The following is a 22,324-nucleotide window of genomic DNA, read 5'->3' as shown; positions in this document are numbered from 1 at the left end:
GTCATGCTCCTTCGGGCCAGTAGAGGCGATGAGGGTTGTCCACGAGCAGGCGCCGCTGGAGCTCGGCCGTCGTCGCTATTTGGGGGATGAAGTCGACCAGCAGCCCGTCGTCGGGCATGTGGTCCTTGAGGTTAGGGTGGGGCCAGTCGGTTCCCCATAAGACGCGGTCCGGGAATTCCTCGACCACACGTCGGGCAAACGGGACCACGTCGGTGTACGCGTGCTGCTCGCCATCCAGGGCGTTGGGCCCGGTGACGCTCAGGCGTTCGGGGCAGGAGACCTTGGTCCAGACGTTCGGGTTCTCGCGCATGAAGCGCAGGAACAGCCCGAACTCGGGGCCGTTGGGGTCCTTCATCACGTCGGGCCGGCCCATGTGGTCGACGACGACGTCGGTCGGGATGCTGGAGAAGAAGTCGTAGAGGTCGGGCAGGTCCGCCGCCTCAAAGTAGACCACGACGTGCCAGCCCAGCGGCGCGATCTTCGCGACGATCTCCTCCAGCGAGTCCGTGGGGACCCGGTCCACGAGGCGCTTGACGAAGTTGAAGCGCACTCCGCGGACACCGGCCTCGTGCAGCTCGGCGAGCTGGACGTCGCTTACATCGCGCCGGACGGTCGCGACGCCGCGTGCCCGCCCGTCGCTGCGCCGCAGCGCGTCGACCAACGCACTGTTGTCGGCACCGTGGCAGGTCGCCTGGACGATCACGTTGTAGTCGAAGCCGAGGTAATCCCGCAGCCCGAAGAGCTGCTCAGCGGAGGCATCGCAAGGCGTGTACTTGCGTTCCGGCGCGTAGGGAAATTCTTCGCCTGGACCGAACACGTGGCAGTGCGCATCGACCGCTCCCGCTGGCAAATGGAACGTGGGCTTGGAAGGGCCCTCGTACCAGTCGAGCCAACCGGCCGTCTTCTCGAAGCCGCCTGTGGTGTCGCCGTGCTCCATTATCAGTTCCCCGTGTGCCACGGTCAGTTCTCCACGTACTCAAGGCCGGCGGCGGCAAGCGGCTCGCGCATGCCGTAGATGTCGAGGCCGAGTACGCCTTCGCGGAATTTTTGGCGCTTGGCCTCTTCGTTGTCTTCGCGCGCCTGGCTGGCATTAGCGACAGCGCCGACGAGTTCGCGCGGCACGACAACGACGCCGTCGACGTCTGCGACGACGACGTCGCCGGGGTTGACAAGCGCGTTTGCCACGACGACCGGGACATTTACCGACCCCAGCGTGGCCTTGACTGTGCCCTTGGCGTTGATGGCACGGGAGAACACCGGGAACTGCATCTCCTCCAGGTCCGCTACATCGCGGACACCGCCGTCGATGACCAGGCCCTTACAGCCCCGCGCTGCCAGCGAAGTGGCGAGCAGCTCGCCGAAGAATCCATCCTCGCTCTCGGTGGTGCAGCCAGCGACGATCACGTCCCCCTCCTGCACCTGTTCGGCAGCGGCGTGAAACATCCAGTTGTCGCCGGGCTGCAGGAGCACGGTAACTACAGGCCCGCAGAGCTTGGCTCCGGTGTAGACGGGGCGGATGTAGGGGCGCATGAGCCCGACGCGGCCCATCGCCTCATGGATCGTCGCGACACCGAACTTCGAGAGGCGTGCGACGTCCTCAGGAGCAGGGCGTTCAATACAAGTGTGGACAAGTCCGAGATTGTTCAATCGCATGGGGTTCCTCCTATTTAGAGCACGCGGGCGGTCAGCGCGCGGTCAACGCGCGGGTACACGCGGCGGGCATTGGATTCGAAGACCTGCACGCGCTCGGCGTCGGTCAGGTTCTCTGTGGCATCGACATACCGCTTCGTGTCGTCGAAGTAGTGGCCCGTGCGCGGGTCGATATCGCGCACCGCGCCGATCATTTCGCTGGCGAAAAGGATGTTGTCCGCGGGAATGACCTTCGTGAGTAGGTCGATCCCGGGCTGGTGGTAGACGCAGGTGTCGAAGAAGACGTTGCTCAGCAGGTGCTCTTCCAGCTCCGGCTTGCCGAGCGCCATGGCGAGGCCGCGGAATCTGCCCCAGTGGTACGGCACTGCCCCGCCGCCATGGGGGATGACGAACTTGAGCTCGGGAAAGTCGCGGAACAGGTCACCCTTAAGCAGCTGCATGAAGGCGGTCGTGTCAGCGTTCAGGTAGTGGTCTCCAGTGGTGTGGAAGACCGGTTTGCAGGACGTGCTCACGTGCACCATGGCGGGGATCTCGAACTCGACGAGCTTTTCATAGATCGGGTACCAGGACCGATCAGTCAGCGCCGGTGCCGTCCACTTGCCACCGGAAGGATCGGGATTCAGGTTGACCGTGACGGCGCCAAGCTCTTCGACGGCTCGAGTCAGTTCGTCGACAGTGGTCGCCGGGTCCGCGCCCGGCGATTGCGGCAACATGGCCCCCATCAGGAACCGGTCGGGGAAGAGTTCGCTCACCCGTGCGCACAAATCATTGCAGATGCGTGCCCACGTCATACTGACCTCAAAGTCACCGACATGATGGGCCATGAATGAGGCGCGAGGACTGAAGACCGTGACATCACTGCCGCGCTCGTCCATCAACTTGAGCTGATTTGCCGTGATGGTCTCGCGGATGTCGTCGTCGGAGATCTTCAGCTTCGCCGGATCAGGGGCTTTCCCCCGCTCCTCAGAAAAGGCCATCTGCAGGTCGCGCCAGGCGCCGAGCTGGGCCGGAGCAGTCGTGTAATGGCCGTGAATGTCGATGATCAACGAGTGTCGTCCTTGTCACTTAGAAGGCTTACGCCTAGTAATGATTGCAGGGCACGAACATGCAGTCGAATAGATATTCGCCGCGACCTCTATAGATATGATCAATAGATGGCCTTCACCGACCTCAACCAGTTGCGCACTTTCGTGGTGCTCTATGAACTGCGCAGCGTCACCGCGGTCGCCCAGCGCCTGCATGTCACGCAGCCCACCGTCAGCTATACCCTTCGCCGGCTTCGGGCACGGTTCGGCGACGAGCTGTTCCGCCGCGAGGGGCATGACATGGTGCCGACCGCCAAGGCCACGCAGCTGTTCGCCCCGCTGCACGAAGCCCTAGCGCAGATCGATGCAACCGTAAACGAGGCGGATGCCTTCGAGCCCTCTGCCTTCAGCGGCCAGCTGATGCTCGGACTCACCTCGATTGGCGAGCAGACCTTCCTTCCGCCCATAATGGGGGCCCTTGAGCGCGAAGCCTCCCGGCCGCACCTGCAGGCGGAGCGACTGGACTCGGACCAGGTCGAGGATGGGCTCACGCGAGGAACGATCGACCTCGCGATTACCGTCTCGGTGATCGACAGCTCTCAGCTGTGGCGCTCACAAGTTCGTGCCGTCGAGTACGTCGCACTCGTCTCGGGAGAGCATCCCCTGCCGTCCACCGGACCCGACATGTTTACGGGGCGCCACTTCTTGCGGGTTTCAGCACGCGGAGGGCACATCTTTCCGCTACAGGTGCTTACCGAGCACGGGCTGATGCACCAGGTTGTGCTGAGCATTGAGGATTACGCGACGGTACCGGCGGTCCTGAGTACAACAGATCTCATCGCCCTGCTGCCACGGCACGTCGCCGAGGTGTTTAGCGGGTGGTTCCCCGGCCTGCGGATCGCGGACCTTCCGTGGTCGGGCCAGAGCACCCCCGTCTCGTTGTACACGCGGCGCGAGGCCAGCCTGACACCGGCCCAACGGTGGTTCCGCTCGCTCGTTCTGCGCGCCGTTCGCGAGTAGGGCGGCTTCATTGCCTCAGCTGCGCTTGCGGCTCCAGCTGGCCTTCGCCGGCGCAAAGGGGCTGCGCACATGGATCGACCACGAAGAGTGCGGGTGGATCGTGAGGATGCAGCGCTCGTACCAGGCGTAGGCCTCTTTAGAGAGCTTGGGTAGCACGGCGTCCTTGTCGAGGTCGTCTTCCGGTCGAGGCCGCAACGCTTTCCAGACCAGCTGCACCTCGGGCGCTCCGGTCGGAACGCCACCGACGTCGATCACTGCGCGGTCCCAGGGCAGTTGCAGCCGCGGGTCTCGCCTGTACACCCAACCGCTGGGCGCCCCGTCCTCGACATTGATCTTCAGCACCCACACGTTCTTCTCAACATCGCGGACGAGCACGAGCTGCACTTCCTCGCCCCACCGGCTCTCCACGAACGGCACGAGTTCGTCTTCATCGCCCAAAGCCCACCCGTCGAATCCCGCAGGCAGACTCGCCACAAGCTGAGGCAGATCCCTGAACACCACACTCACATCCGTGTTGGAGCGGCCGCGAATCGGCTGGCCCAGCCAGCGATCCAAAGCGGCACCGCCTGAGAGCCACCAACGAACGGGCGACGCAGCGAGCAGGTCTGCGACGGCCTGTGCGGCGAGCGGCTCCCATGCCGGCTCGGCACTTGGCACAGTAGAAGGCATACATCAAGGGTACCTAAGGGTCACCCGGCATAGGTCGCGTGCAGGAGGGAGAGGTCATTACCTCCTTGTGTGGCGCTTGGACAATTATGTGGGCGTGCCGGATCAGTCGTCGCAGCCGTATGGCCCCCTGCCAACATGGCCCACACCCAAAGCTGACACGACTCTTGCCTGGCCCTCGCAACAACCGGAATTGATTACGTTTCAAAGAGAAGTCAGGTCCGCCCGCCCCCAGCCGGGGACAATTCTCATAGGTTACCCACCGCTACTGCTGCTAGGGAGCTACTCCAACGGCTCCTTCTTCCAGCCGTGGATGACCTGAATTGACCCCAGCCATGGATGGATCAGAGCCGCCACCGTTTCCGGCCGCGTGCCTAGCACGCACGGGTTTGCACGGCCGAGGCAGTTGACGGAATATCCCTTATCGGCGTTGGCTCCGGGACCTTACGCCTCCATGTCAGGCAGGTTCGAGCGTCGATGGTTATACCCACGTCATCCAAGGTGATCTGAGCATAACCAGTAACGGCACCATCACCGGCCTCTTGTCGCTGGAAGGCTTCTCGTCCGAGGTTAGTTAGCAGATGCCACGGGGGCGGCAGCCAATGTACCGGCCGTTAGCGGCCATTGTGTGGGAGTGCACTGGTAGACGCGTGTAAAAGCCCGGGTAAAGGTGGATGTGTCGCGGAATCCGCACGCGACGGCGATGGATCCCACGCTCTGGCGGGTTTGTGCCCTCGCAGCGAGGAGGGCGGTAGCGCGTTCCATGCGTCGACGCCGTACGTACGCCGCCGGCGTTTCCCCTATCGCTGTGAAGACTTCGTGGAGCTTGCGGACGGAGACGTTCTGTTCGCTGGCCAGTCGTTCAACCGAAAGGTCCGGGTCAGCGAGATATTGCCTGATGTACCCCTTCGCGGATTCCAACAAGGTCTCATCATCGCTCCACGAGTTTTGCTGGAGTCCCGCGAAAGAGCGCAGGGCGAGCGAGAGTAAATCAGTACTGATGTGCCCTAACTCAATTCGTGCACGGTCATCCATGTGGCCACGGCCAGCCATCAATCCAGCGGCATAACCGGTGAAAGCGGCCATGCCGGGGACGGATTGGTCGATTGTCCGCCCGCAAAGGTCCGTGACGAACCGGTCCTTTAGTCCCAGAAGCCGGCGTGGAACGCGAAGGACGATCAGGTCCTGCCCTGCTTGTGGCTGGTCCAACAGATAAGGATGGTTGATTTCGTAAAGGGCCGCCGTTCCAGGAACCAGAACAGCAGTCCGCCCGTGCTGCTGGACAGCCCCGGTCGACTGCAGCTGCAGCGACATGAGAATGTCGTCACCATCATTCCGGCGGGCCAAACGTTCGGGGCGCTCCACCCGCAGAGGCCCCGACTGGACCCGCGCCAGAGATACCCCGCCGGACAGGGCAACGGACTCAAGATGTGCGACGAAACCTGGTTCGGGGGCCGTGCACAGCAGCGGTACGAAGGCCCGGCTCGCTGCATCCTGCCAAGCCAGAACATCAGTAACGGTTACGTCCGTCATTGCGTCCCTCCGACTCCCAGCACGAGCACCTGTTTAAGCAGGAGAAGCCTGAACCTGCAGGAATAGTGGATGAGCCTGCAGAAATTGCCAACGTATTTAAGTGATCCCCATCATAAATTTGGAAGCACCATCCAAGCATAACGAGGAGTATTGATGAGCGAGAAGGTGCGGGTTGCTGCCGTTCAGGCCGAACCGGTTTGGCTGGACATTGACGGGACGACGGAAAAGACCGTCCACCTGATTGCCGAGGCCGCAGCCGGGGGAGCCGACTTGGTCGCGTTCCCAGAAACATGGATTCCCGGCTACCCCGTGTTCCTCTGGTCCTACCCCGTGTACGAGCAGATGCAGTTCGTAGCCCGCTACCACGCCAACTCCCCCACCATCGACGGACCCCAGATAGCCAAGATCCGGGAAGCTGCGCAGCGGCACTCGATCACCGTCATCGTGGGTTTCAGCGAAAAAGACGGCGGTTCGCTCTACATGTCTCAAGCCGTGATCGGCCCCGACGGGCAGATCATCCAGCACCGCCGGAAGCTCAAGCCCACCCATGCAGAGCGGACCCTCTTCGGGGAAGGCGACGGCAGCGACATCAAAGTCCTGGACACGCCCCTGGGTCGAATCGGGGCGCTGCAGTGCTTCGAGCACCTCCAGCCCCTGACGAAGTACGCCATGTACGCGCAGAACGAGCAGATCCACGTCGCCGGCTGGCCCTGCCTGGGGATCTTGGGCAACGTGCCGGCACTGAGCCCGGAGTCCCTCATGGCCTGCTCCCAGACTTACGCCCTCGAAGGCAGCTCCTTCGTCGTCACCGCCACCCAGATCATGTCCGATGACGGGGCCCGCAAATTCCCGACGGCCGATGGAGGACCCACGCCCGTCTATACCGGCGGCGGAGGCTACGCGCGTGTCTTCGGTCCGCACTCAGGCCTCCTCACAGAGCCCCTGGACCCCACCGAGGAAGGCATCGTCTACGCCGACATTGATCTAGCGGATATTGACCTGGCTAAGAACACTGTCGACCCTGCAGGCCATTACGCCCGGGCTGACGTCACGCGGCTGATCTTTGACGACACCCCCCGCACCCCGGTCATCCGCCGCAGCACCTTGCCCAAGGCCCCTGCTCAAACCGAGCCGGCATTCGACGCTGACATTCAGTGGGACGGAGCCTCAGAGACGGACAGGCCTGCGCACGTGTGATGTCCTAAGCACCGACAGAAGGGCGTTCTGGGAGCGGCCGCAGCAACCAGCGCACTGGCTCTCACTGTCGCCGCTGCTCCAGCGGGGCAGTCAACGCACCGGGACACGCGCTTCGCGGTCGTCCCCCTCGGGATTCAGGGCGGACCCCCGCCGGCCCGACCGGTCCGGGATCTCGACAGCTCTGGTCGTGAACGGCAGAACGTACCTGATGGACTGCGGGCGCGCTTCCCTCACCCCAGTTCGTGCGCGCAGGGCTGGACGTGGTCGCTTAGGGCGATTTCTCTGAGCCACCTGCACGCCGACCACTGCATGGATCTGGCAGCTATGCCGTCTCGGCCGCACAATTTCCCACACGGTACACGTACAAGGAACCGATCGACCTTTACGGGCCGGGCAGCGCCGGCACGCCGGCTGCTGACTTGGGTCCCGATCCAAAGTGGGCAGATCCGGACCAGCCCACGCCAGGTACGGTAGAGCTTCTGCGTCTGGTCAATCAAGCATTCAACGGCTCGGCAAACTTCTTTATTGCTGAACGATTCATTGGGAACCGGGCGGAGATGATCCGTGCGCACGAGGTCCATGTCCCCGAAGCGGCCGTGCCTCCTGGTCCAATCCGCACCCGGACACGATGCCCTTCCCCGTGATGGAGGACGAGAACGTACGGGTCACTCCAACCCTGGTTCCGCATGGAGCGGCCCATCCAGCGCTTGCCTACCGGTTTGATACCGACCACGGCAGCGTTGTCTTTTCCGGCGATACGGCGTCTCAAGCAACCTCATCCGGTTGGCACAGGGAGCTGACCTGCCGGTACACGAAGCGGTTGAGCTTGAATCCTCCGCAGTCCGCATGGGTTGGAACGAGACCACTATGAAGCACATGCGGGAAGTCCACACCGACGTGGCCGAGATCGGCCGGATCACCCAGGAGTCCGGGGTGCGCGGTGGCCCTGACCCACCTGGTGCCAGACGCCTTCGCGCACCGCGAGTGGGAACAGGCTCTGAAAAAGTCAGCCCGTAATGCCGGGTTCACGGGAGGGATACACGTATGCCAGGAGTTCCAGGACGTGCCGCTGAGCCGCCTCCTGCGCTAACCACGCAGGCAGGCTTCCCCGCGCGCAGTACATCAGCGTCTCGCGCCGGTCTCACACCATTCCGGCACGAGACGCTGACGTACTACACGGTTCCGCGATGGACGGCAGTACTGATCCGTGCTCGCATGAGCGGCCCGCCAGCAGTAGAGACCGCCCATTATCTGTCAGCTCATAATCCGTGCGGGGCGGGACCGTGGCGTACACCCTGTGGCTGATCAATCCGTCGTCCTGCTCAGGGGACGGTATTCGCACAGTTGGAGTAGACCCCAACCTGACAGCGGGAAGTGATTCCTTTGCTCTGACATGAAAATGAGGGTTGGGCGAATGGTTGCCGGCAGGGGGCGTTTTATCCAGTTTGGTGCAGGGGCTCGAGGGTGACCTGGTAACCCAGGGATTCGAGTTGTCCGATTGCGCGGGCTTTTGCCTTGGCGGGTGTGCGTTGCGTGAAGTAGTCGGCTCCGGGGTCGCGGTAGAGTTCGCCGGTGGCGAGCATGTGCCAGGCCGCGGTGAGCATGGCATGTTCGACCGCAACGAGAGCCTTAACGGGTCCGCGCCGGAAAGCGATGCGCCGGTACTTCGCTGAGAAGTATGTGCCGTTGGACCGTACCGCCGAGAGGGCCGCGATGCCCAGGGCGCCTTTGAGGTATCTGTTGCCCGGGCGGGTCTTGGTGGATTTGATCCGGCCGGCGGATTCGTTGGCTCCGGGGGACGTGCCTGCCCAGGATGCCAGCTGTTGCGGTGTCGGGAAGACCCTCATGTCGGCTCCGGTTTCGGCGATGAAGACCTCGGCGATGGTGGTGCTGAATCCCGGGATGCTGGTCAGGAGCTCCCGGGCGAGGCGAAAGGGCTCCATCGCCTCCTCGATTCTGGCGCTGAGGTCTTTGATGTCGGCGGTGTGGGCATCGATGCGGTGCAGATAGAGGGCCGCCATGTAGCGGTGATGGTCGCTGAACCGGCCGGTGAGTGCGTCGGTGAGCTCGGGGATCTTTGCACGCATCCTCCCGTGGGCCAGTTCCGCCAGTACGGCGGGGTCGTCCTCCCCTTCGATGAGTGCCTGCAGCATCAGCCGTCCCGAGAGCCCGGTGATGTCCGAGGCTACCGAGGACAGTTTGATGCACGCGTCCTCGAGCAGTTTCTCCAGGCGCTGCATTTCCCTGGTGCGTTCACGGGTGATTAGTGTCCGGGCGCGGGTCAGGTCCCGCAGCTCGCGTACCGGTGGCGGGGGCACGAAGGAGGCTCGGACCAGCCCGTGAGCGCCGAGATCGGCGAGCCAGGCCGCGTCCGAGACATCGGTTTTGCGGCCGGGGACGTTTCTGGCGTCGCGGGCGTTAACCAGGATCACGTCCAGGCCTTCGTCTTCGAGCAGGTAGTAGAAAGGGCGCCAGTAGTCGCTGGTGGCTTCCATCACGACCAGGGTCACGTGTTCGTTCAGCAGGTGGTCCCTCAGGTCCAGGATCCGCGCGGTCATCGCGGCCCAGGTCGTGACGGTGGACGTGGTGGGCCGGTTGCCGCGGCCCTGGATACGGACGCAGACCTTAGCGTCCTTCTTCGAAACATCGACACCCGCGCAGCGCGAGTGAATGACCTCCATGGTGGATCACCTTCCGAAACCGTTCGTGCGGACAAGGCGTCTGTGTTCCGGGGAGGGCGGATAAACAACAAATCTGACATACGTGCTCGAAGGCAACATTCCACCGTCCCGCGGACAAAAAGCTATGCCCTCCACCACCAAACTAGCCCACAGGCTCACCGGCACCATAGAAGCATCGGGGACGACCGAAACACACTCATCAAGTCTGCCCCGCACCATGGAACAACACCAGATATCACCGGCTCAGGTGCCCGCGACGTATATTTTCCATCCCCACGGCGGAGCGAAGCCCCTCGGGAACTAGCCCGAATTAGTTGTATGCAACCGGCCGCTATTGAGAAGGTCGGATACCGCGGGCGGAGTCCTGCGAAATCAGAGCGAAGGCCAGCTCGTCCTGCACAGCGGCGGTCGCGCGCCTTCCCGGGGATGCAAATTAGTGCGCTGTCGATCCGCGGAGGACGAGTTCGGTGGGCAACTCGTAGCGCGTGGGGCTGGCGGGCGTGCCGCGGACGGCTGCCAGGAGCAGACTGACTGCTTTTTCGCCTATTGCTTCGAGTGGTTGGCGCATTGTGGACAGCTGCGGATCGAGAAGGCGGGCGGCTCTTTCGTCATCAAAACCGACGATTTGGACGTCTTCCGGTACGGACAGTCCTGCTGCCCTGAGTGTCCGGAGCACGGGTGCAGCCATGTGGTCCATCAGCACGAACAGGGCATCGAAGTTGGGCTTGCCCTGCTTCAGTGCCTGCTCCAGACCGGCAGAATAAGTTTGGAATTCATCCGAGGATGTGGTGAAGAGCAGCCCCGGGTTTGCTGTTAGCCCTGCAGACGAAAGTGCCTCGTGGAACCCTGCGATCCTCTCTTTGACGAACCAGGAGTCGTCTGTCGGTGCTACCAGCCCCACGTTCCGGCATCCCACTGCCAGCAAGTGTTCGGTTGCCGCCCGCGCACCGGCACGGTTTGCACCGCTCACCGTAGGCGCGGTGACGTCGGCCGAAAGGTCATCGATGAAGACGGCGGGGATCCTCAGCCGGTCCAGTTCCTTTGTTATGGCCAGGTCATCCGAGGGCAGAACCAGCAGGACGCCGTCCGTGGGGACGTCGCTGAGTCCTTCGAGGACCGCAGCCGCTCCCCCATCGACGCCCCCGACGGGGTGCACAAGCAGCTGGTATCCCTCAGCGGCAGCTCCAGCCACCGCTCCCCTGATGGTGGGCTCCCACCAACCCCACGTATCATCCGGGATGATCACGCTCAGGGCTTTGAACTGGCCGGTCCGCAGTGTCCTGGCAACGACACTGGGCCTGTAGCCGAGCTCCAGGGCTGCCTGGCGGATCTTTTCCCGGGTGTCCGGTCGTACGTCAGGGTGGTTATCGCTGGACAAGGCCCTTGATGCCGTCGCCTTACTCACGCCGGCTGCCTTGGCAACGTCAGCCAGGTTGGCCCTGATCTGGCCAGTGACGGTGTTACTCAAGGGTTATCCTCCCGTGAAAACCTGCGAAACCAGTTCCGGAATCGATTCCAGAGTAGCCCAATCCCTAACCCTGGCCCAGCCCAGTGCGGGCTTTTGCGAAGACTCCTTGCCATGTTAAGGCCGCCAAAACTTGTTCTTGACACCCCTCTGCGCGGTAAGAGACCATGAATGAAATCGATTCCGGAACCGATTCCGGAGGCCCTCCAAAGGAGTAGGAAATGTCAGAAACAGATCACTCGGTGCCGCCCGCGTCGCGGGAGGCCGCAGAACCCTCGTCGGAGCGCACCGGCACGGTGGCGTTGCCGAAGGTGGGTGTTGCCTTCATCAGCGCTTATACCTTCGCGCTGTTCGGTGTGTGGATGCTCATCATGACCCCGGCGACAGTAAGTCTCGCGCTGAGGGCCTCGCAGATTGACGCGGAGGGGGCGACGGCACACTATTCGCTGATTGCCAGTGTGGGTGCGCTGATTGCGATGCTGGCGAATCCTATGTTTGGCCGCCTGAGCGACATTACACGTTCCCGGTTCGGCATGCGGCGGCCGTGGATGTTCGTCGGCGTCCTTGGCGGAGCCGTCGCGGCGGCCGTTCTTGCTGTTGCTGACAGCATCCCGATGCTGTTCCTCGGCTGGGCGCTCATGCAGTTCTTCGTCAACGCCGCGATCGCTGCACTGATCGCCATCATCGCGGACCAGGTCCCTGTGGAGCAGCGAGGGCTGCTCTCCGGTATCGCCGGGATGACCCCCGTTGCCGGCATCCTCGTCGGAACCTACTTCGTTCAGCTGGTCCCTGAGAACACGTTCGTCATCTTCATGGTGCCCGCGGCCGCCGCGCTGGCTGGTGTGCTTGCCTTCTCGCTGGTCCTGAAAGACCGGCGGTTGGATCCTGCCCAGCAGGTGGCTTTCGGTCTGGGCGCTTTTGTGGGCAGCTTCTACGTCAATCCGCGGAAGTCGCCGAGCTTCAGCTGGTTCCTGCTGAGCATGTTTCTCGTGGCCGGCGGTCTGGCCGTCATCCAGACTTACCTCTTCTTCTTTGTCCAGGACCACCTCGGCATAGCGGAGTCCGAGGTGCCGACAATTGTGTTTTACGCAGTTCTGATCATGAATGTGATCGCCCTGGTCGTCAGCCTGCTGGCCGGGGCCATTTCAGACCGCATCGGCCGGCGCCGGCCTGTCTACGCAGCGGCAGGCCTAACCCTCGCCGCAGGTTCACTCGTCATGCTCATTGCTTCCTCACTTCCGCTCTTCTTCGTCGGCGTGGCCATCGCGGGCATCGGATACGGCGTTTTCACCGGGCTCTATCTGGCCATCGCAACTGAAACCATGACCGACCCTTCGACGAACGCGCGGGATCTCGGCGTGGTGAACATCGCCTACACGCTTCCCTACTCACTCATTCCGTTGGCAGCCCCTTTGCTTCTGAGCCTGGGAGACGGCAGTAACTACGCCGCCCTCTTTATCGCAGCGGCCATCGTCTCCCTGGCCGGAATCCCGGTCATGGCCAAGGTCCGCACCCGCTAAACGCCACCTCATTTTGCAAAGGAAAAACCATTGAACTTCCCCGACAACTTCCTCTGGGGCACCGCGACCTCCGCCTACCAGATCGAAGGCGCGGCCTCCGAGGACGGCCGAGGCCCGAGCGACTGGGACGCCTTTTCCGCGAAACCTGGTGCGATCCACCGAGGTGACACCGCCAGCATTGCCTCGGACCACTACCACCGGCTGGACGAGGATCTTGACCTGCTCAGCAGGCTCGGCGTCAATGCCTACCGGTTCTCGATCTCCTGGACCCGGATTCACCCCGATGGAACAAACAAGGTCAACCAGCCCGGTCTGGACTTCTACAACCGGCTCATCGACGGACTTGTCGAACGTGGCATCACTCCCCTTGCCACCATCAACCATATGGAAGTACCGCTTGCGCTGGCAGACCAGGGAGGTTGGCTGAACCGGGACACCATCGACAGATTCTGCGAGTATGCAGACACCGTCCATGCTGCATTTTCCGACAGGATCAAGCACTGGGCAACAATGAACGAAATCGCTGTCACCACCTGGTGGGGCAACGGCACATCCTGGTTCCCACCGGCACTGAACCGCTCTGACCTCGTGCTTCCCGCCATCCATAACCAGCTGGTCGCCCACGGCAGGGCCACCCGGCACATGAGAGCAAACCAGTCGGAAGGGCACTTCGGCATCGTCGGATCCTTCTGGCCGGTCCTTCCCGCACAACAAGGACCAGAGCACGAACACGCGGCCCGCCTCTTGGATCTGCTGATCAACCGGTCAGCGCTGGACGTCCTCGTGGACGGCGAGTACCCGGCCGAGCTGCTCGAATGGCACACCAGCGTCGGAGGCGCCGACTTCATCCAGGACCGCGACCTGTCCACCATCTCCGAGCCACTGGACTACTTCGGCCTCAACTACTACGCCCCCTTCCACGTCCTCGCGGACCCGGCCGGCCCCGGCGGACAAGTAGTGCCGCCAGGCATCGGCATACGGCAAGCAGATCCCGCAGAAGCCCCAAAAACCAGTTTCGATTGGCTCATCGACCCAGAAGCGCTCCTGCCCGTTCTGCGGCAATTCCGTGACCGTTACAAACTGCCTGTCTACATCACCGAAAACGGCGCCGCATTCGATGACTACGTCTCCCCCGAAGGCCGCGTCAACGACACCGAACGCATCGACTACCTCCGCGAACACATCAACGTACTCAGCCGGGCCATTACCGAGGGCATAGACATCCGCGGATACATGGCATGGTCCCTACTGGACAACTTCGAGTGGGCCTCCGGCTACTCCAAGCGATTCGGCCTGACCTACGTCGACTACCGAACACAAACACGAATCCCCAAAGAAAGCTTCCACTGGTACCACCAGCTCATTACAGAAGCGCAGGGACGCCGCACACCCAGCAGCCTGCAAAGGACCGGCGCCTAGCAGACGCGAGGGGCCCGGACGAGCGAATAGACGCAGATCGTTCGCCTGGGCCCCAACTGCCCTGACCCTGCTCCCTTGCCCTAGCCAACTTATTACCGCACTAAGCTTCCCCGGCTTTCGCTCGTGCTGAAGGCGCCCTTGTCGGAGGAAGTCACCACCCCAAGGAAGCGATATGCAAACGCCATGTGAATTAAACGAAGCGGGCAGGTCGCAGGATGCTCCACGTCCAACAAACTCCGCGGGTATTTCCTACACCCTGACGTGGGAGTCCTCCCGCCACAGGCGGCAGGTACTCCTTGGACGGGACGACCGTCGCACGACCGAACAACCGACCATTGCTGATCAGGAAAGGCCCCTGTAAGGGCAACCATGGGGACGTCGCGGTTTGCAAACTTTTCCAGCTCCGCAAAAGACCCTCGAAGGATGTACCTTCGCGCCCCCAAGACATTCACCACGGATCGGTGACGAACAACCGATAACACCCGAAGAGTCACATCTAAGCACACCCAACCGGACACAGGGCGCGCCGGCCTAGGCCCAGAATAGGGACTTACATTTGGTTCCTCTGAGAGGCTCGACCCCGCCGCCGCCCGCAGCCGGGGACAATTCCTACGGGTCATCCACCGGTACTGCTCCTACGGGAGCTAACCCAATCGCTCCCGACTTCCAGCCGTGGATAACCCGAATTGACCTCAACTGTGGACGGAACAGGGTTCGGGTTAGCGCAACGTGTCCGAGCCTCGCAAGATCTGCCCCGCAATAGATTCGTCTTCGGCGTCGGTTTTGCCGCTACGATCTCGCGGCGACGATCCACGCCCATAATTTCATGCCTTTCTCCAGCCCCCGGAACATGATCGACATCCGCATGGAGCCTTCAAGGGAGTTCCAGGAGTGGAGCAGGGTGTCACTCCGGTCAGACCGACTCGGCATTGGTGGAACTGCATGTCAGATGGTGATCGCGTCCCTGGCGACAATTAGACGGCACCCATTGGTATCAGGTGCACGTCGGCCACTCCCGCGGGCTGTTGGCATGTCCGCATCCGGAGGTTCATCCCAACAGTGGGCATACCCTGCCTACCTGATTAATCCAACCAAGCGACTGCTCTCACGGGGGCACCATCAGCCCGGTCCAGTTTCAGCGGAAAGAAGCCGGTCCGGCACCTTGCAGGCAAATCAGTGGCACCACGCACGTTTTCGATGATGAGGCCATCGCATCCGAGCACGAGCTGATGGACAGGGAAACCAGTGCTTCCCGTTGGCTGAATGGTGTGATCGGGGTTGAGCGTGTCGAGAGCCAAGACCCGCATCCCGCGGTCCCGGAGCTTTTCGGCGGCCTCACGGGTGAGGACCGGATGATCAAAATAGACCTGGGTACCAAAATGCTTGTCCCAGCCGGTAGCGAGCAGCACGATCGGCGGGACAGTGTCTCCCGCCTGCCCCACGATCTGCTCCCACGTTATGTCCTCTCCTGCTGCCAAGCCGGGAACGTGCAGTACAAGGGTTTCGCCGATGAGTTCATCGAGCAGCACATCGGAGGTAGTGCGTCCGCCTTCGATAGTGTGGCTGGGAGCATCGAGATGGGTGCCGGTGTGTGATCCCATCCGGATACTGGTGACGGCCACCCCGTCTTCGTCCAGCGAAAGCGCGTGAGGTAGTTGTACGTCCGGATCTCCTGGAAAAACCTGCATTCCTGAGGTGACGGGATGAGTCAGGTCTATGAGTGTCACGGGCGGGTTTGTCCTGCCGAGAGCTCGGCTTCGTCCCTAATTGTCAGGTGCCTGCTTGGCCGGCCGCCGGTGCGGCGACGGTCCCTGATGGTAAGAGCAAAATAGAGCAGGAAACTGATGGCGAATGCCGGCATCGTAGCCCCCACCGGGCTTGGCCACAGGTAGGTCAGGACGTAGGAAACCAACGCCCCCACCACCCACACTGCTACTGCAGACCAGTTGACTCCCGCGGCATACCAGTAGCTGCCGCCACGCTCGCGCAAAATGTCACGGGTGTAGCTGCTGCGCTTGATGATGTAGTAATCCACAATCATGATGGCGAACACCGGTACGAAGAACGCGCTAATAACAAACAGGAAATCAGTGAATTGGTTCAGCAGCGCCATCCACGTAGATCCTAGGACCGAAATCACTCCGACCACCAGGGCCGTGGGCAGGAAGCGCAGCTTCCAGCGCGGCTGGGCGTTGACCACCGACGTAACCATGCCGTAAACCACCATGGTGTTGGTCGCCATTACCGACATGAAGATCACGATGGCCAAGGGTGTTCCAAAGGCAGCCACAATCACCGTGGGATCAAATGGCGCTGCCGGCTGGCCGGAGAGGATCACGAAACCGAGGGCCGTAACGCCCAGTGTCATGGACAGTATCGTGGACAGCGTGTATCCGATTCCCGAGCCGATTATCCCGGCCCGGCTTGACTTGGCGAAGCGGTTAAAGTCGGCGGAGAGAACGGTCCAGGAGATGGCCGTGGCAACAACGATGTCCAGCACTGTGAAGTTCGTGAAGCCCAGGGATTCGTCCACGTCCAGGGCAACGAACTCGGCGGGATTGAAGGTAGTGAAGGCCGTTACGAAGACATAGGTCATGATCGCCAGGATCACCACCGCAAGCCAGGGCTCCACCTTGGCGATGCCCTCATGGCCCAGGATCGCAAGGCAAACGACAATTGCTTGGCATAGCACTGCAAAGAGGATCGGACTGGAGAATCCGGTCACCGGTTCAAGCAGGTAATTGACGGTCACGCCCGCGAGCATGGCCTGCACCCAACTCCAGCCCATCAGGATGATGAAGTTGGCCGCGACGGGCAATAGGCTGCCCCGTGTCCCGAACGCGCCGCGGGTGATGGCCATGGTAGGCAGGCCGGTACGCGTTCCGATATTGCCAATCAGTGTCAGCACAACAGCGCCGATGACGGTGCCTAATACGATCATTGCCAGGGCCGAGGTGAAACTGACCCCTGGAACAAAAAGGGTTCCGGTCAGGAGCGTTGTGACGACGAAGTTGGCGGCGAGCCAGATCATACCGATTCGACGGGTGGACAAGGAACCGCGGATTGGCCCGAAGCCGTCCGCGTTCTGCTGGAGGTGCGCATCGAGGCGCTTGTACATGTTCATGGGGTCCTTGAAGGGAGGAGCTGAGAGGTTCCGGCTACGGCGCTGCAGCCGGGAACGGGGAAAGGTGTTCGTGCACTGCGACCAGGCTGCCATCTTCGATCCGGGCGAAGATAATCGATTCACGTTCCTTGTATGACGCCTGGCCTTCACCGGTTTCTACGGTTGTGGCTACCTCATGGACAAAGACGGCACCGCCGGGAAAAGCCGTCACCAGTGGATTGGTCGACTGGCACGTAACTACCCTCCACCCGCTGGCCAGCCACCCCTGCCACAGCTCCGCGTAATCGCTGCGGCTGCCTAATGCCGTCGGCTCACTATGGAACACGAAGGTCGCATCCTCAGCAAAAAGAGCAAAGTAGCGATCTGTATCAGTCGCAGCGAAAGCCTCCACAATGGCGGATGCTGCTGCTAGCACTTCTTCATCTGTTGGTACAACGGCAAGGCCGGATAAATGCATGTCGCATCCTAGCTAAAGGGCATACGGTTTATGTCTCAGGAGAAACTTTTGTTGAACATTAGAGTACAACGTAGTGTCAACGGTCACATACTCTGAGCGTTCTTCAAGGAAACAATCGCCGGAAACTTGGCTGGGTGGACGACTTGCTGCCCGAGGCCCACAACGTTCCTCTTGACCTAGGGGGTGTGCCACCCGCGTCCGGGGACAATTCTCAGAGGTTATCCACCGCTACTCCTGCCAGGGAGCCACCCCCAACCACTCCCAGCTACAAGCCGTGGTAATCCACATTGACCCCCAGCCCTAGTGGATGACCCTCTTGGGGAAAGCGCGCACGGCGAGATCGCAGCTTTCCCGCCGGCACCGACCTGGTCACCAGCGACAACTGGTACTTCGTCGCCAGCGGCACCACCGATAGCGACTTCCTCACCGGGGTCCGCTAGAACGGCGACAGAATCCATACCCAATCCATCGTGATGCGGTCCAAGTCATGGACCATCCGCTTCGTCCATGGCGAGCACCAGATTGCCAAATGGGAGACTACAGCCGCCGATAACCGAACGCCGCACAATCGCATTTCTGAAGGCGTGCCGTTCGCCTTCGATGCTCCGAACGCTTCACTGTGTATGCCACCTGAGGCCTCCCGTACCGATGCCCCAGATAACATACCCACCGATCGCAGCGTTCCCTCAACCCTCCATGCCGGAGTGGAGCACACCCAAAGCTGCACACGGTTCCTTTGCCCGGTCCTCCGAGCAACGGGAATTGATCCACGTTTGAACGAGAAGTCGGGTCCGCCCGCCCACAGCCGGGGACAATTCGCATAGGTCATCCACCGCTACTGCTGCCAGGGAGCTATCCCAACGGCTCCCAATCCCAGCCCTGGATGACCTGAATTGACCCCAGCCATGGACGGATCAGTGTCACCACCAGTTCCGGCCGCGTGATCAGAAAGCACGGGTTGCCCGGCCGAGGGCAAGTTGACGGAATATCCGTTATCGGCTCTTACAGCGCGGGAGTAGAAGTGGCTGCAATTGCTCGGGACAGGCCGGGGGAAGCCGAAAGAATTCCGACTGCTAGGAAGTCCTTCAGTGCGATCTCGCAGGTGTCGACCTGCCTGGGGCTTAAGGACAAGCCGAGTGTAGACCGGCTCGTCCGGCCGGCTTTGTGAAGCGAACGGTGAGAGTAGGCGTGTCAGCTTTCTCGTCGCCTCAATCACGGCATCGAATTCGTCGGAGCGGTCTTCCGTGAGCTCGTCGAACTGCCACGTGTGCTTCACGCCCAGTGAACGCTAGGACCAGTGATTCTTCGCGTACGCCGCCGATGTGGACTTCGACTCCCATCCGCGAGTGCGAATAGCGCTGCGAGGAGCCCGATGGTGCCGGAGCCGAGTACGAGGAGTTTTTGCCCGGGTAGCAGAGTTGCGGCGCACACTGCTCGGAGGGAGTTGCCGGAGGGCTCGACGGGGGCGGTGAGAATGAGGTTTTCCGGGATTTCGTACGCGAATTTGCTGGGACGAGCATAAGTGCGCGTCAGTTGCCGATCACTTGCTGCGCTTGGGTTCCCAGCCGGGTGATGCCGAGCGTCATGGTTTCGCCGCCTTACAGGAAGACCTGGGGTGACATTTCCATGCCACGCCGGGGGGCGTTCCGGTGTTGATAAGGTCGCCGGGCTCGAGCGCCAGGAACTGGCTGAGGTAATGGACGATGAAGGTTGGGCTGAAGATCCTCGTCGAGGTCGAGCCGGTCTGGCGGCGCACGCCGTCGATGTCGAGCCACATGTCCAGGTTCAGTACGTCCTCGATCTCGTCGGGTGTCACGAGGTAGGGCCCCGCGGGATTGAAAGTGGGCGCAGATTTTTCCTTTGCCCCACTGTCCGTTTCGTTCGAGCTGCCATGCCAGCTCGCTGACGTCATTGACCAGGACGTACCCGGCGATGGCAGCGACGGCTTCTGTTTCGCCAGCGAGGTAGGAGGCGCGCTGTCCGATGACGATGCCGAGTTCGACCTCCCAGTCGGTTTTCTCCGAGTTACGCGGGATGAGGACGTCGTCATTGGGGCCGATGAGCGTGTTGGGCGATTTCGTGAAGAGGATGGGCTCGCTCGGTACGGCCTGCCCGCCTCTGCGGCGTGGTCGCGGTAGTTCAGGCCAATGCAGAGAATCTGGTGGGGCCGTGCAATCGGTGCACTGAATCTGGCGTCCGTCGAGCGGCTCGCCACGCCCGTCTGCGATTCAGAAAGCCACAACGTCAGGCAGGTTCGCGATCGCGCCCGATTCGAAAAAGGCCTCGTTGAAGTCGCCGACGACGTCTGAGAGGTCAACGAAGGTGTCCTCGTCGATCAGTGCACCGTGGGTTTCAGAGCCCGCGGCTCCAAGTCGTACGAGTCTCATGTGGTTTCTTTTCTCCAGTAGGGGTGGTTGTGCTGCCCGCCATCGGTGTGGTGGCAGGCCTGAAATCCCGACATCGCCCGGAAAATGGCTCCGGACTGGTCGGTGAGGGCGTCAAGTCCTTTTTGGACTGTGGTGACTAAAGGTTGTCCTCGTGACGTCCAGGCAATCCGTACTCAACCTCTTGTTTGCCCACGGTTCAAGACTTAGTATTGATACGGTCGCATATTAAAGTGGGTGTTTGTATATACGAGCAATTCGCCGCCGGACTTCACCACGACAAACCGAACCCTTAGATGAAGACATGCTTGGGCTCAAAGGCCCCGAGTATGCCGAACGTAAAGAACAGGAGCTTTTAGCCGATGACCGTCACAGTTTCCTCTTCCCTGCGAGATGAGCTTTTCCGCAAGGGCTATGTCGTCATACCCGATGTTATTGAACCCGATGACATCATCCAGCCAGTCCGCGATGAATACGCGGGCGTCCTTGACGGACTAGCTCGCGACCTCGTCGAATCGGGTGCCATCAGCAGGAGCTACGACGACCTGCCCTTCGAGGCGCGGCTTATTCAGATTGCCAAGGAGAGCGGCTCTACACATACCCAACACTTCGACATCACTCTTCCGCAGAAATATATTGCGTTGGACACGCCAATCCACCTTGGCGAAGCTGTTTTCAAACTGCTCACCTGCCCGGCTGTACTTGATGTCGTCGAGCAAATCCTTGGCCCCGAAATCTCCGTCAACCCTGTACAGCATGTTCGCCTGAAACTGCCCGCACACGCCCTCGGGGACAACCCGGACCCAATGATGGGCAAGTCCCCTTGGCACCAGGACGGCGCCGTCGTTCTGGATGAAGCTGACGAGACCGAGATTTTGACGGTCTGGATCCCGCTGGGTGAAGCCAACGAGGAGAACGGTTGCATGCGAGTCATCCCGACCGACCGAAGCGCTGAGCTCGCCAACCACTGTCCTTCACCGGTGAAAGGAGCGCACATCCCGGACGCACAGGTGGACCCGTCGGCTGGGATAACGTTGCCGATGACGGCCGGGAGCATCCTGTTGCTGCACACCCGAACGGTTCATGATTCACTGCCAAACCGTACCGCTGATCGGCTCAGGATCAGCCTCGATCTGCGGTACCAGCCGACCGGGCAGCCGAGCGGTCGGGAGCAGTTTCCCACTTTTGTGGTCCGAAGCCAACGTCATCCCGAGTTGGTGATCACTGATCCGGCAGAGTGGATAAAGGGTTGGCTAGAGGCTCGAACCCGTCTCGCCAAGGAAGAGCTTCCCGTGTTTAACCGCTGGGATCCCAACTCACCGCTGTGCGCCTAGACCAAAACAAGGAGTGCCTGCGGAGTGGGAAGTAAGAATTCCTAAACGCAGACTCCATGTTTGGCCAGTGCCTCCTGCAGGCGGCGGGAGTGCGCGTGGCGCGCTGAGTGCTCAACGGCGTTCGCCCCTCGTGGTTCACATGAGGGATAGGTTTCGTCGACTGCAGTCCTGAACGTGCTCTACCTAGCGCGTGGCGGGCACGCGGTCGTGTGTGTCCCCCGTCAGGTAGGGGGCACACAAGGCAGGACCAACGAGAGGACGGGCGTCGAAACCACGGCGGTGGATGTTCGCACCCGTCCTTCTGCCTTTCCTGCTTTCCTCTTCGTGTTCCTGCATGGTGGCGAAGGCGTGAAGCGATCGTTCATCTGCAGCGGAGACAAATGGGTAGCGCCATCCGACACCATCACAGTGCCCTACACGTCTTGGACCTCGAGGGCAGCGTCACGTTCTACGTTGATGGACTGGAACTGGGCCGCGTGGATGAGGGGACGTCCGGATCGTATATCGGCGAACTGTTCGGCCGTGCCGGCGTGAAGGTAAGGGCGCTGCTTCTCGCAGCGGTGACGGATCGTTTCGACTGGAACTCTGTACAAGTCGGTGCTCCGCCACCCGCCGTCGATCCGTCAGGGCCTCCGCCCCGGCACGGCCCACCTGGCCCTTTCCGGCAGCGAGGTACTGGAAGTCTTCAACGAGATGACGGCACCAAGGGTATGCGGCCGTGTCCCACCCTGTTACCGGTCCTAACGCAGGCTGGCCTACTGGTCTATCTACTTGACCCGGACGGCAACCGTGTGGAACTCATACAGGCGCCACGCGGGCACAAAGGCGACTAAAACGTGTCGCCTGAAG

At 61.6% G+C, this 22,324-nt stretch carries 18 protein-coding genes and 2 pseudogenes; 6 read left to right on the top strand and 14 right to left on the bottom strand.

All coding sequences use genetic code 11. The features are described from left to right. Position 1 precedes the first annotated feature (1 nt). From M1D93_RS00890 to M1D93_RS00880, 3 genes are read right to left on the bottom strand one after another with little or no spacing between them, the layout of a single operon-like run. Positions 2–958 (bottom strand): amidohydrolase family protein, encoded by a 957-nt coding sequence (locus tag M1D93_RS00890; RefSeq protein WP_461173329.1) that lies wholly within the window; start codon positions 956–958, stop codon positions 2–4. 2 nt (positions 959–960) lie between these two features. Continuing rightward, positions 961–1,653, bottom strand: coding sequence for a 4-carboxy-4-hydroxy-2-oxoadipate aldolase/oxaloacetate decarboxylase (gene ligK, locus M1D93_RS00885; RefSeq protein ID WP_461173328.1), 693 nt, complete (start codon positions 1,651–1,653; stop codon positions 961–963). Between the two features lie 14 nt (positions 1,654–1,667). After that, positions 1,668–2,696, bottom strand: a complete 1,029-nt coding sequence (locus M1D93_RS00880; protein ID WP_461173327.1) for an amidohydrolase family protein — start codon at positions 2,694–2,696, stop codon at positions 1,668–1,670. Positions 2,697–2,804: 108 nt separating this feature from the next. Here M1D93_RS00880 and M1D93_RS00875 point away from each other — a divergent pair, with 108 nt between their 5' ends. After that, positions 2,805–3,695 carry a LysR family transcriptional regulator gene (locus M1D93_RS00875; RefSeq protein ID WP_461173326.1) on the top strand — a complete coding sequence of 297 codons (891 nt, stop codon included), beginning with the start codon at positions 2,805–2,807 and terminating at the stop codon, positions 3,693–3,695. Positions 3,696–3,710: 15 nt separating this feature from the next. Here M1D93_RS00875 and M1D93_RS00870 read toward each other — a convergent pair whose 3' ends face one another. Together M1D93_RS00870 and M1D93_RS00865 are read right to left on the bottom strand one after the other, a co-directional pair. Then, a complete protein-coding gene (locus M1D93_RS00870; RefSeq protein WP_461173325.1) occupies positions 3,711–4,364 on the bottom strand; it encodes a hypothetical protein in 654 nt (217 codons plus the stop codon). Between the two features lie 567 nt (positions 4,365–4,931). After that, positions 4,932–5,894, bottom strand: a complete 963-nt coding sequence (locus M1D93_RS00865; protein ID WP_461173324.1) for a helix-turn-helix transcriptional regulator — start codon at positions 5,892–5,894, stop codon at positions 4,932–4,934. A 153-nt stretch (positions 5,895–6,047) separates the two neighbouring features. Between M1D93_RS00865 and M1D93_RS00860 the strand changes: the two genes are divergently transcribed. Then, positions 6,048–7,091, top strand: coding sequence for a carbon-nitrogen hydrolase family protein (locus M1D93_RS00860; protein WP_461173323.1), 1,044 nt, complete (start codon positions 6,048–6,050; stop codon positions 7,089–7,091). 1,436 nt (positions 7,092–8,527) lie between these two features. On the opposite strand, the gene M1D93_RS00855 is transcribed toward M1D93_RS00860, so the two are convergent. Further along, positions 8,528–9,772 carry an IS110 family RNA-guided transposase gene (locus M1D93_RS00855; RefSeq protein ID WP_461173322.1) on the bottom strand — a complete coding sequence of 415 codons (1,245 nt, stop codon included), beginning with the start codon at positions 9,770–9,772 and terminating at the stop codon, positions 8,528–8,530. Positions 9,773–10,205: 433 nt separating this feature from the next. Next, the gene (locus M1D93_RS00850) at positions 10,206–11,240 is read right to left on the bottom strand and encodes a LacI family DNA-binding transcriptional regulator (protein ID WP_461173321.1); all 1,035 of its coding nucleotides are present in this window, start codon (positions 11,238–11,240) and stop codon (positions 10,206–10,208) included. 218 nt (positions 11,241–11,458) lie between these two features. Here M1D93_RS00850 and M1D93_RS00845 point away from each other — a divergent pair, with 218 nt between their 5' ends. Beyond that, entirely contained in the window at positions 11,459–12,757 is a 1,299-nt protein-coding gene (locus M1D93_RS00845) for an MFS transporter (RefSeq protein ID WP_461173320.1), read from the top strand. A gap of 30 nt (positions 12,758–12,787) precedes the next feature. After that, positions 12,788–14,176, top strand: coding sequence for a GH1 family beta-glucosidase (locus M1D93_RS00840; protein WP_461173319.1), 1,389 nt, complete (start codon positions 12,788–12,790; stop codon positions 14,174–14,176). 1,082 nt (positions 14,177–15,258) lie between these two features. On the opposite strand, the gene M1D93_RS00835 is transcribed toward M1D93_RS00840, so the two are convergent. The 3 genes from M1D93_RS00835 to M1D93_RS00825 are packed head-to-tail and all read right to left on the bottom strand — an operon-like array spanning position 15,259 to position 17,757. Further along, positions 15,259–15,903: a cyclase family protein gene (locus tag M1D93_RS00835; RefSeq protein ID WP_461173318.1), complete on the bottom strand. Its 645-nt coding sequence runs from the start codon at positions 15,901–15,903 to the stop codon at positions 15,259–15,261. Beyond that, positions 15,900–17,300, bottom strand: a complete 1,401-nt coding sequence (locus M1D93_RS00830; protein ID WP_461173317.1) for a purine-cytosine permease family protein — start codon at positions 17,298–17,300, stop codon at positions 15,900–15,902. The genes M1D93_RS00835 and M1D93_RS00830 overlap by 4 nt, the downstream gene beginning before the upstream one ends. Before the next feature lie 34 nt (positions 17,301–17,334). Continuing rightward, positions 17,335–17,757 (bottom strand): YybH family protein, encoded by a 423-nt coding sequence (locus tag M1D93_RS00825; RefSeq protein ID WP_461173316.1) that lies wholly within the window; start codon positions 17,755–17,757, stop codon positions 17,335–17,337. Between the two features lie 362 nt (positions 17,758–18,119). Here M1D93_RS00825 and M1D93_RS00820 point away from each other — a divergent pair. Continuing rightward, positions 18,120–18,293, top strand: a pseudogene (locus M1D93_RS00820) (fructose-bisphosphatase class II); the annotation flags it as partial. 1,046 nt (positions 18,294–19,339) lie between these two features. Here the strand turns inward: M1D93_RS00820 and M1D93_RS00815 are convergent. The 3 genes and pseudogenes from M1D93_RS00815 to M1D93_RS00805 all read right to left on the bottom strand — a co-directional run bounded on the left by M1D93_RS00815 (position 19,340) and on the right by M1D93_RS00805 (position 20,144). Further along, the gene (locus M1D93_RS00815) at positions 19,340–19,573 is read right to left on the bottom strand and encodes a fumarylacetoacetate hydrolase family protein (RefSeq protein ID WP_461173315.1); all 234 of its coding nucleotides are present in this window, start codon (positions 19,571–19,573) and stop codon (positions 19,340–19,342) included. 115 nt (positions 19,574–19,688) lie between these two features. Then, positions 19,689–19,817 (bottom strand): annotated as a pseudogene (locus M1D93_RS00810) (fumarylacetoacetate hydrolase family protein); the annotation flags it as partial. A gap of 168 nt (positions 19,818–19,985) precedes the next feature. After that, positions 19,986–20,144, bottom strand: coding sequence for a hypothetical protein (locus M1D93_RS00805; protein WP_461173314.1), 159 nt, complete (start codon positions 20,142–20,144; stop codon positions 19,986–19,988). A gap of 359 nt (positions 20,145–20,503) precedes the next feature. On the opposite strand from M1D93_RS00805, the gene M1D93_RS00800 reads away from it, so the two are divergent. Beyond that, positions 20,504–21,475: a phytanoyl-CoA dioxygenase family protein gene (locus M1D93_RS00800; protein ID WP_461173313.1), complete on the top strand. Its 972-nt coding sequence runs from the start codon at positions 20,504–20,506 to the stop codon at positions 21,473–21,475. Positions 21,476–21,888: 413 nt separating this feature from the next. Here the strand turns inward: M1D93_RS00800 and M1D93_RS00795 are convergent, their stop codons facing one another. Then, positions 21,889–22,068, bottom strand: a complete 180-nt coding sequence (locus tag M1D93_RS00795) for a hypothetical protein (RefSeq protein ID WP_461173312.1) — start codon at positions 22,066–22,068, stop codon at positions 21,889–21,891. Positions 22,069–22,324 lie beyond the last annotated feature (256 nt).

Source organism: Arthrobacter sp. Z1-9 (assembly GCF_054792695.1).
The sequence above is the reverse complement of the archived record's forward strand: the minus strand, read 5'-3'. Positions and strand labels throughout refer to the sequence as shown.

Excerpts from the sequence above, each read along its gene's own strand:
- ligK (WP_461173328.1), bottom strand. The coding sequence starts at position 1,653 with ATGCGATTGAACAATCTCGGACTTGTCCACACTTGTATTGAACGCCCT.
- M1D93_RS00875 (WP_461173326.1), top strand. The coding sequence starts at position 2,805 with ATGGCCTTCACCGACCTCAACCAGTTGCGCACTTTCGTGGTGCTCTAT.
- M1D93_RS00870 (WP_461173325.1), bottom strand. The coding sequence starts at position 4,364 with ATGCCTTCTACTGTGCCAAGTGCCGAGCCGGCATGGGAGCCGCTCGCC.
- M1D93_RS00865 (WP_461173324.1), bottom strand. The coding sequence starts at position 5,894 with ATGACGGACGTAACCGTTACTGATGTTCTGGCTTGGCAGGATGCAGCG.
- M1D93_RS00860 (WP_461173323.1), top strand. The coding sequence starts at position 6,048 with ATGAGCGAGAAGGTGCGGGTTGCTGCCGTTCAGGCCGAACCGGTTTGG.
- M1D93_RS00855 (WP_461173322.1), bottom strand. The coding sequence starts at position 9,772 with ATGGAGGTCATTCACTCGCGCTGCGCGGGTGTCGATGTTTCGAAGAAG.
- M1D93_RS00845 (WP_461173320.1), top strand. The coding sequence starts at position 11,459 with ATGTCAGAAACAGATCACTCGGTGCCGCCCGCGTCGCGGGAGGCCGCA.
- M1D93_RS00830 (WP_461173317.1), bottom strand. The coding sequence starts at position 17,300 with ATGAACATGTACAAGCGCCTCGATGCGCACCTCCAGCAGAACGCGGAC.
- M1D93_RS00825 (WP_461173316.1), bottom strand. The coding sequence starts at position 17,757 with ATGCATTTATCCGGCCTTGCCGTTGTACCAACAGATGAAGAAGTGCTA.
- M1D93_RS00805 (WP_461173314.1), bottom strand. The coding sequence starts at position 20,144 with ATGAGACTCGTACGACTTGGAGCCGCGGGCTCTGAAACCCACGGTGCA.
- M1D93_RS00800 (WP_461173313.1), top strand. The coding sequence starts at position 20,504 with ATGACCGTCACAGTTTCCTCTTCCCTGCGAGATGAGCTTTTCCGCAAG.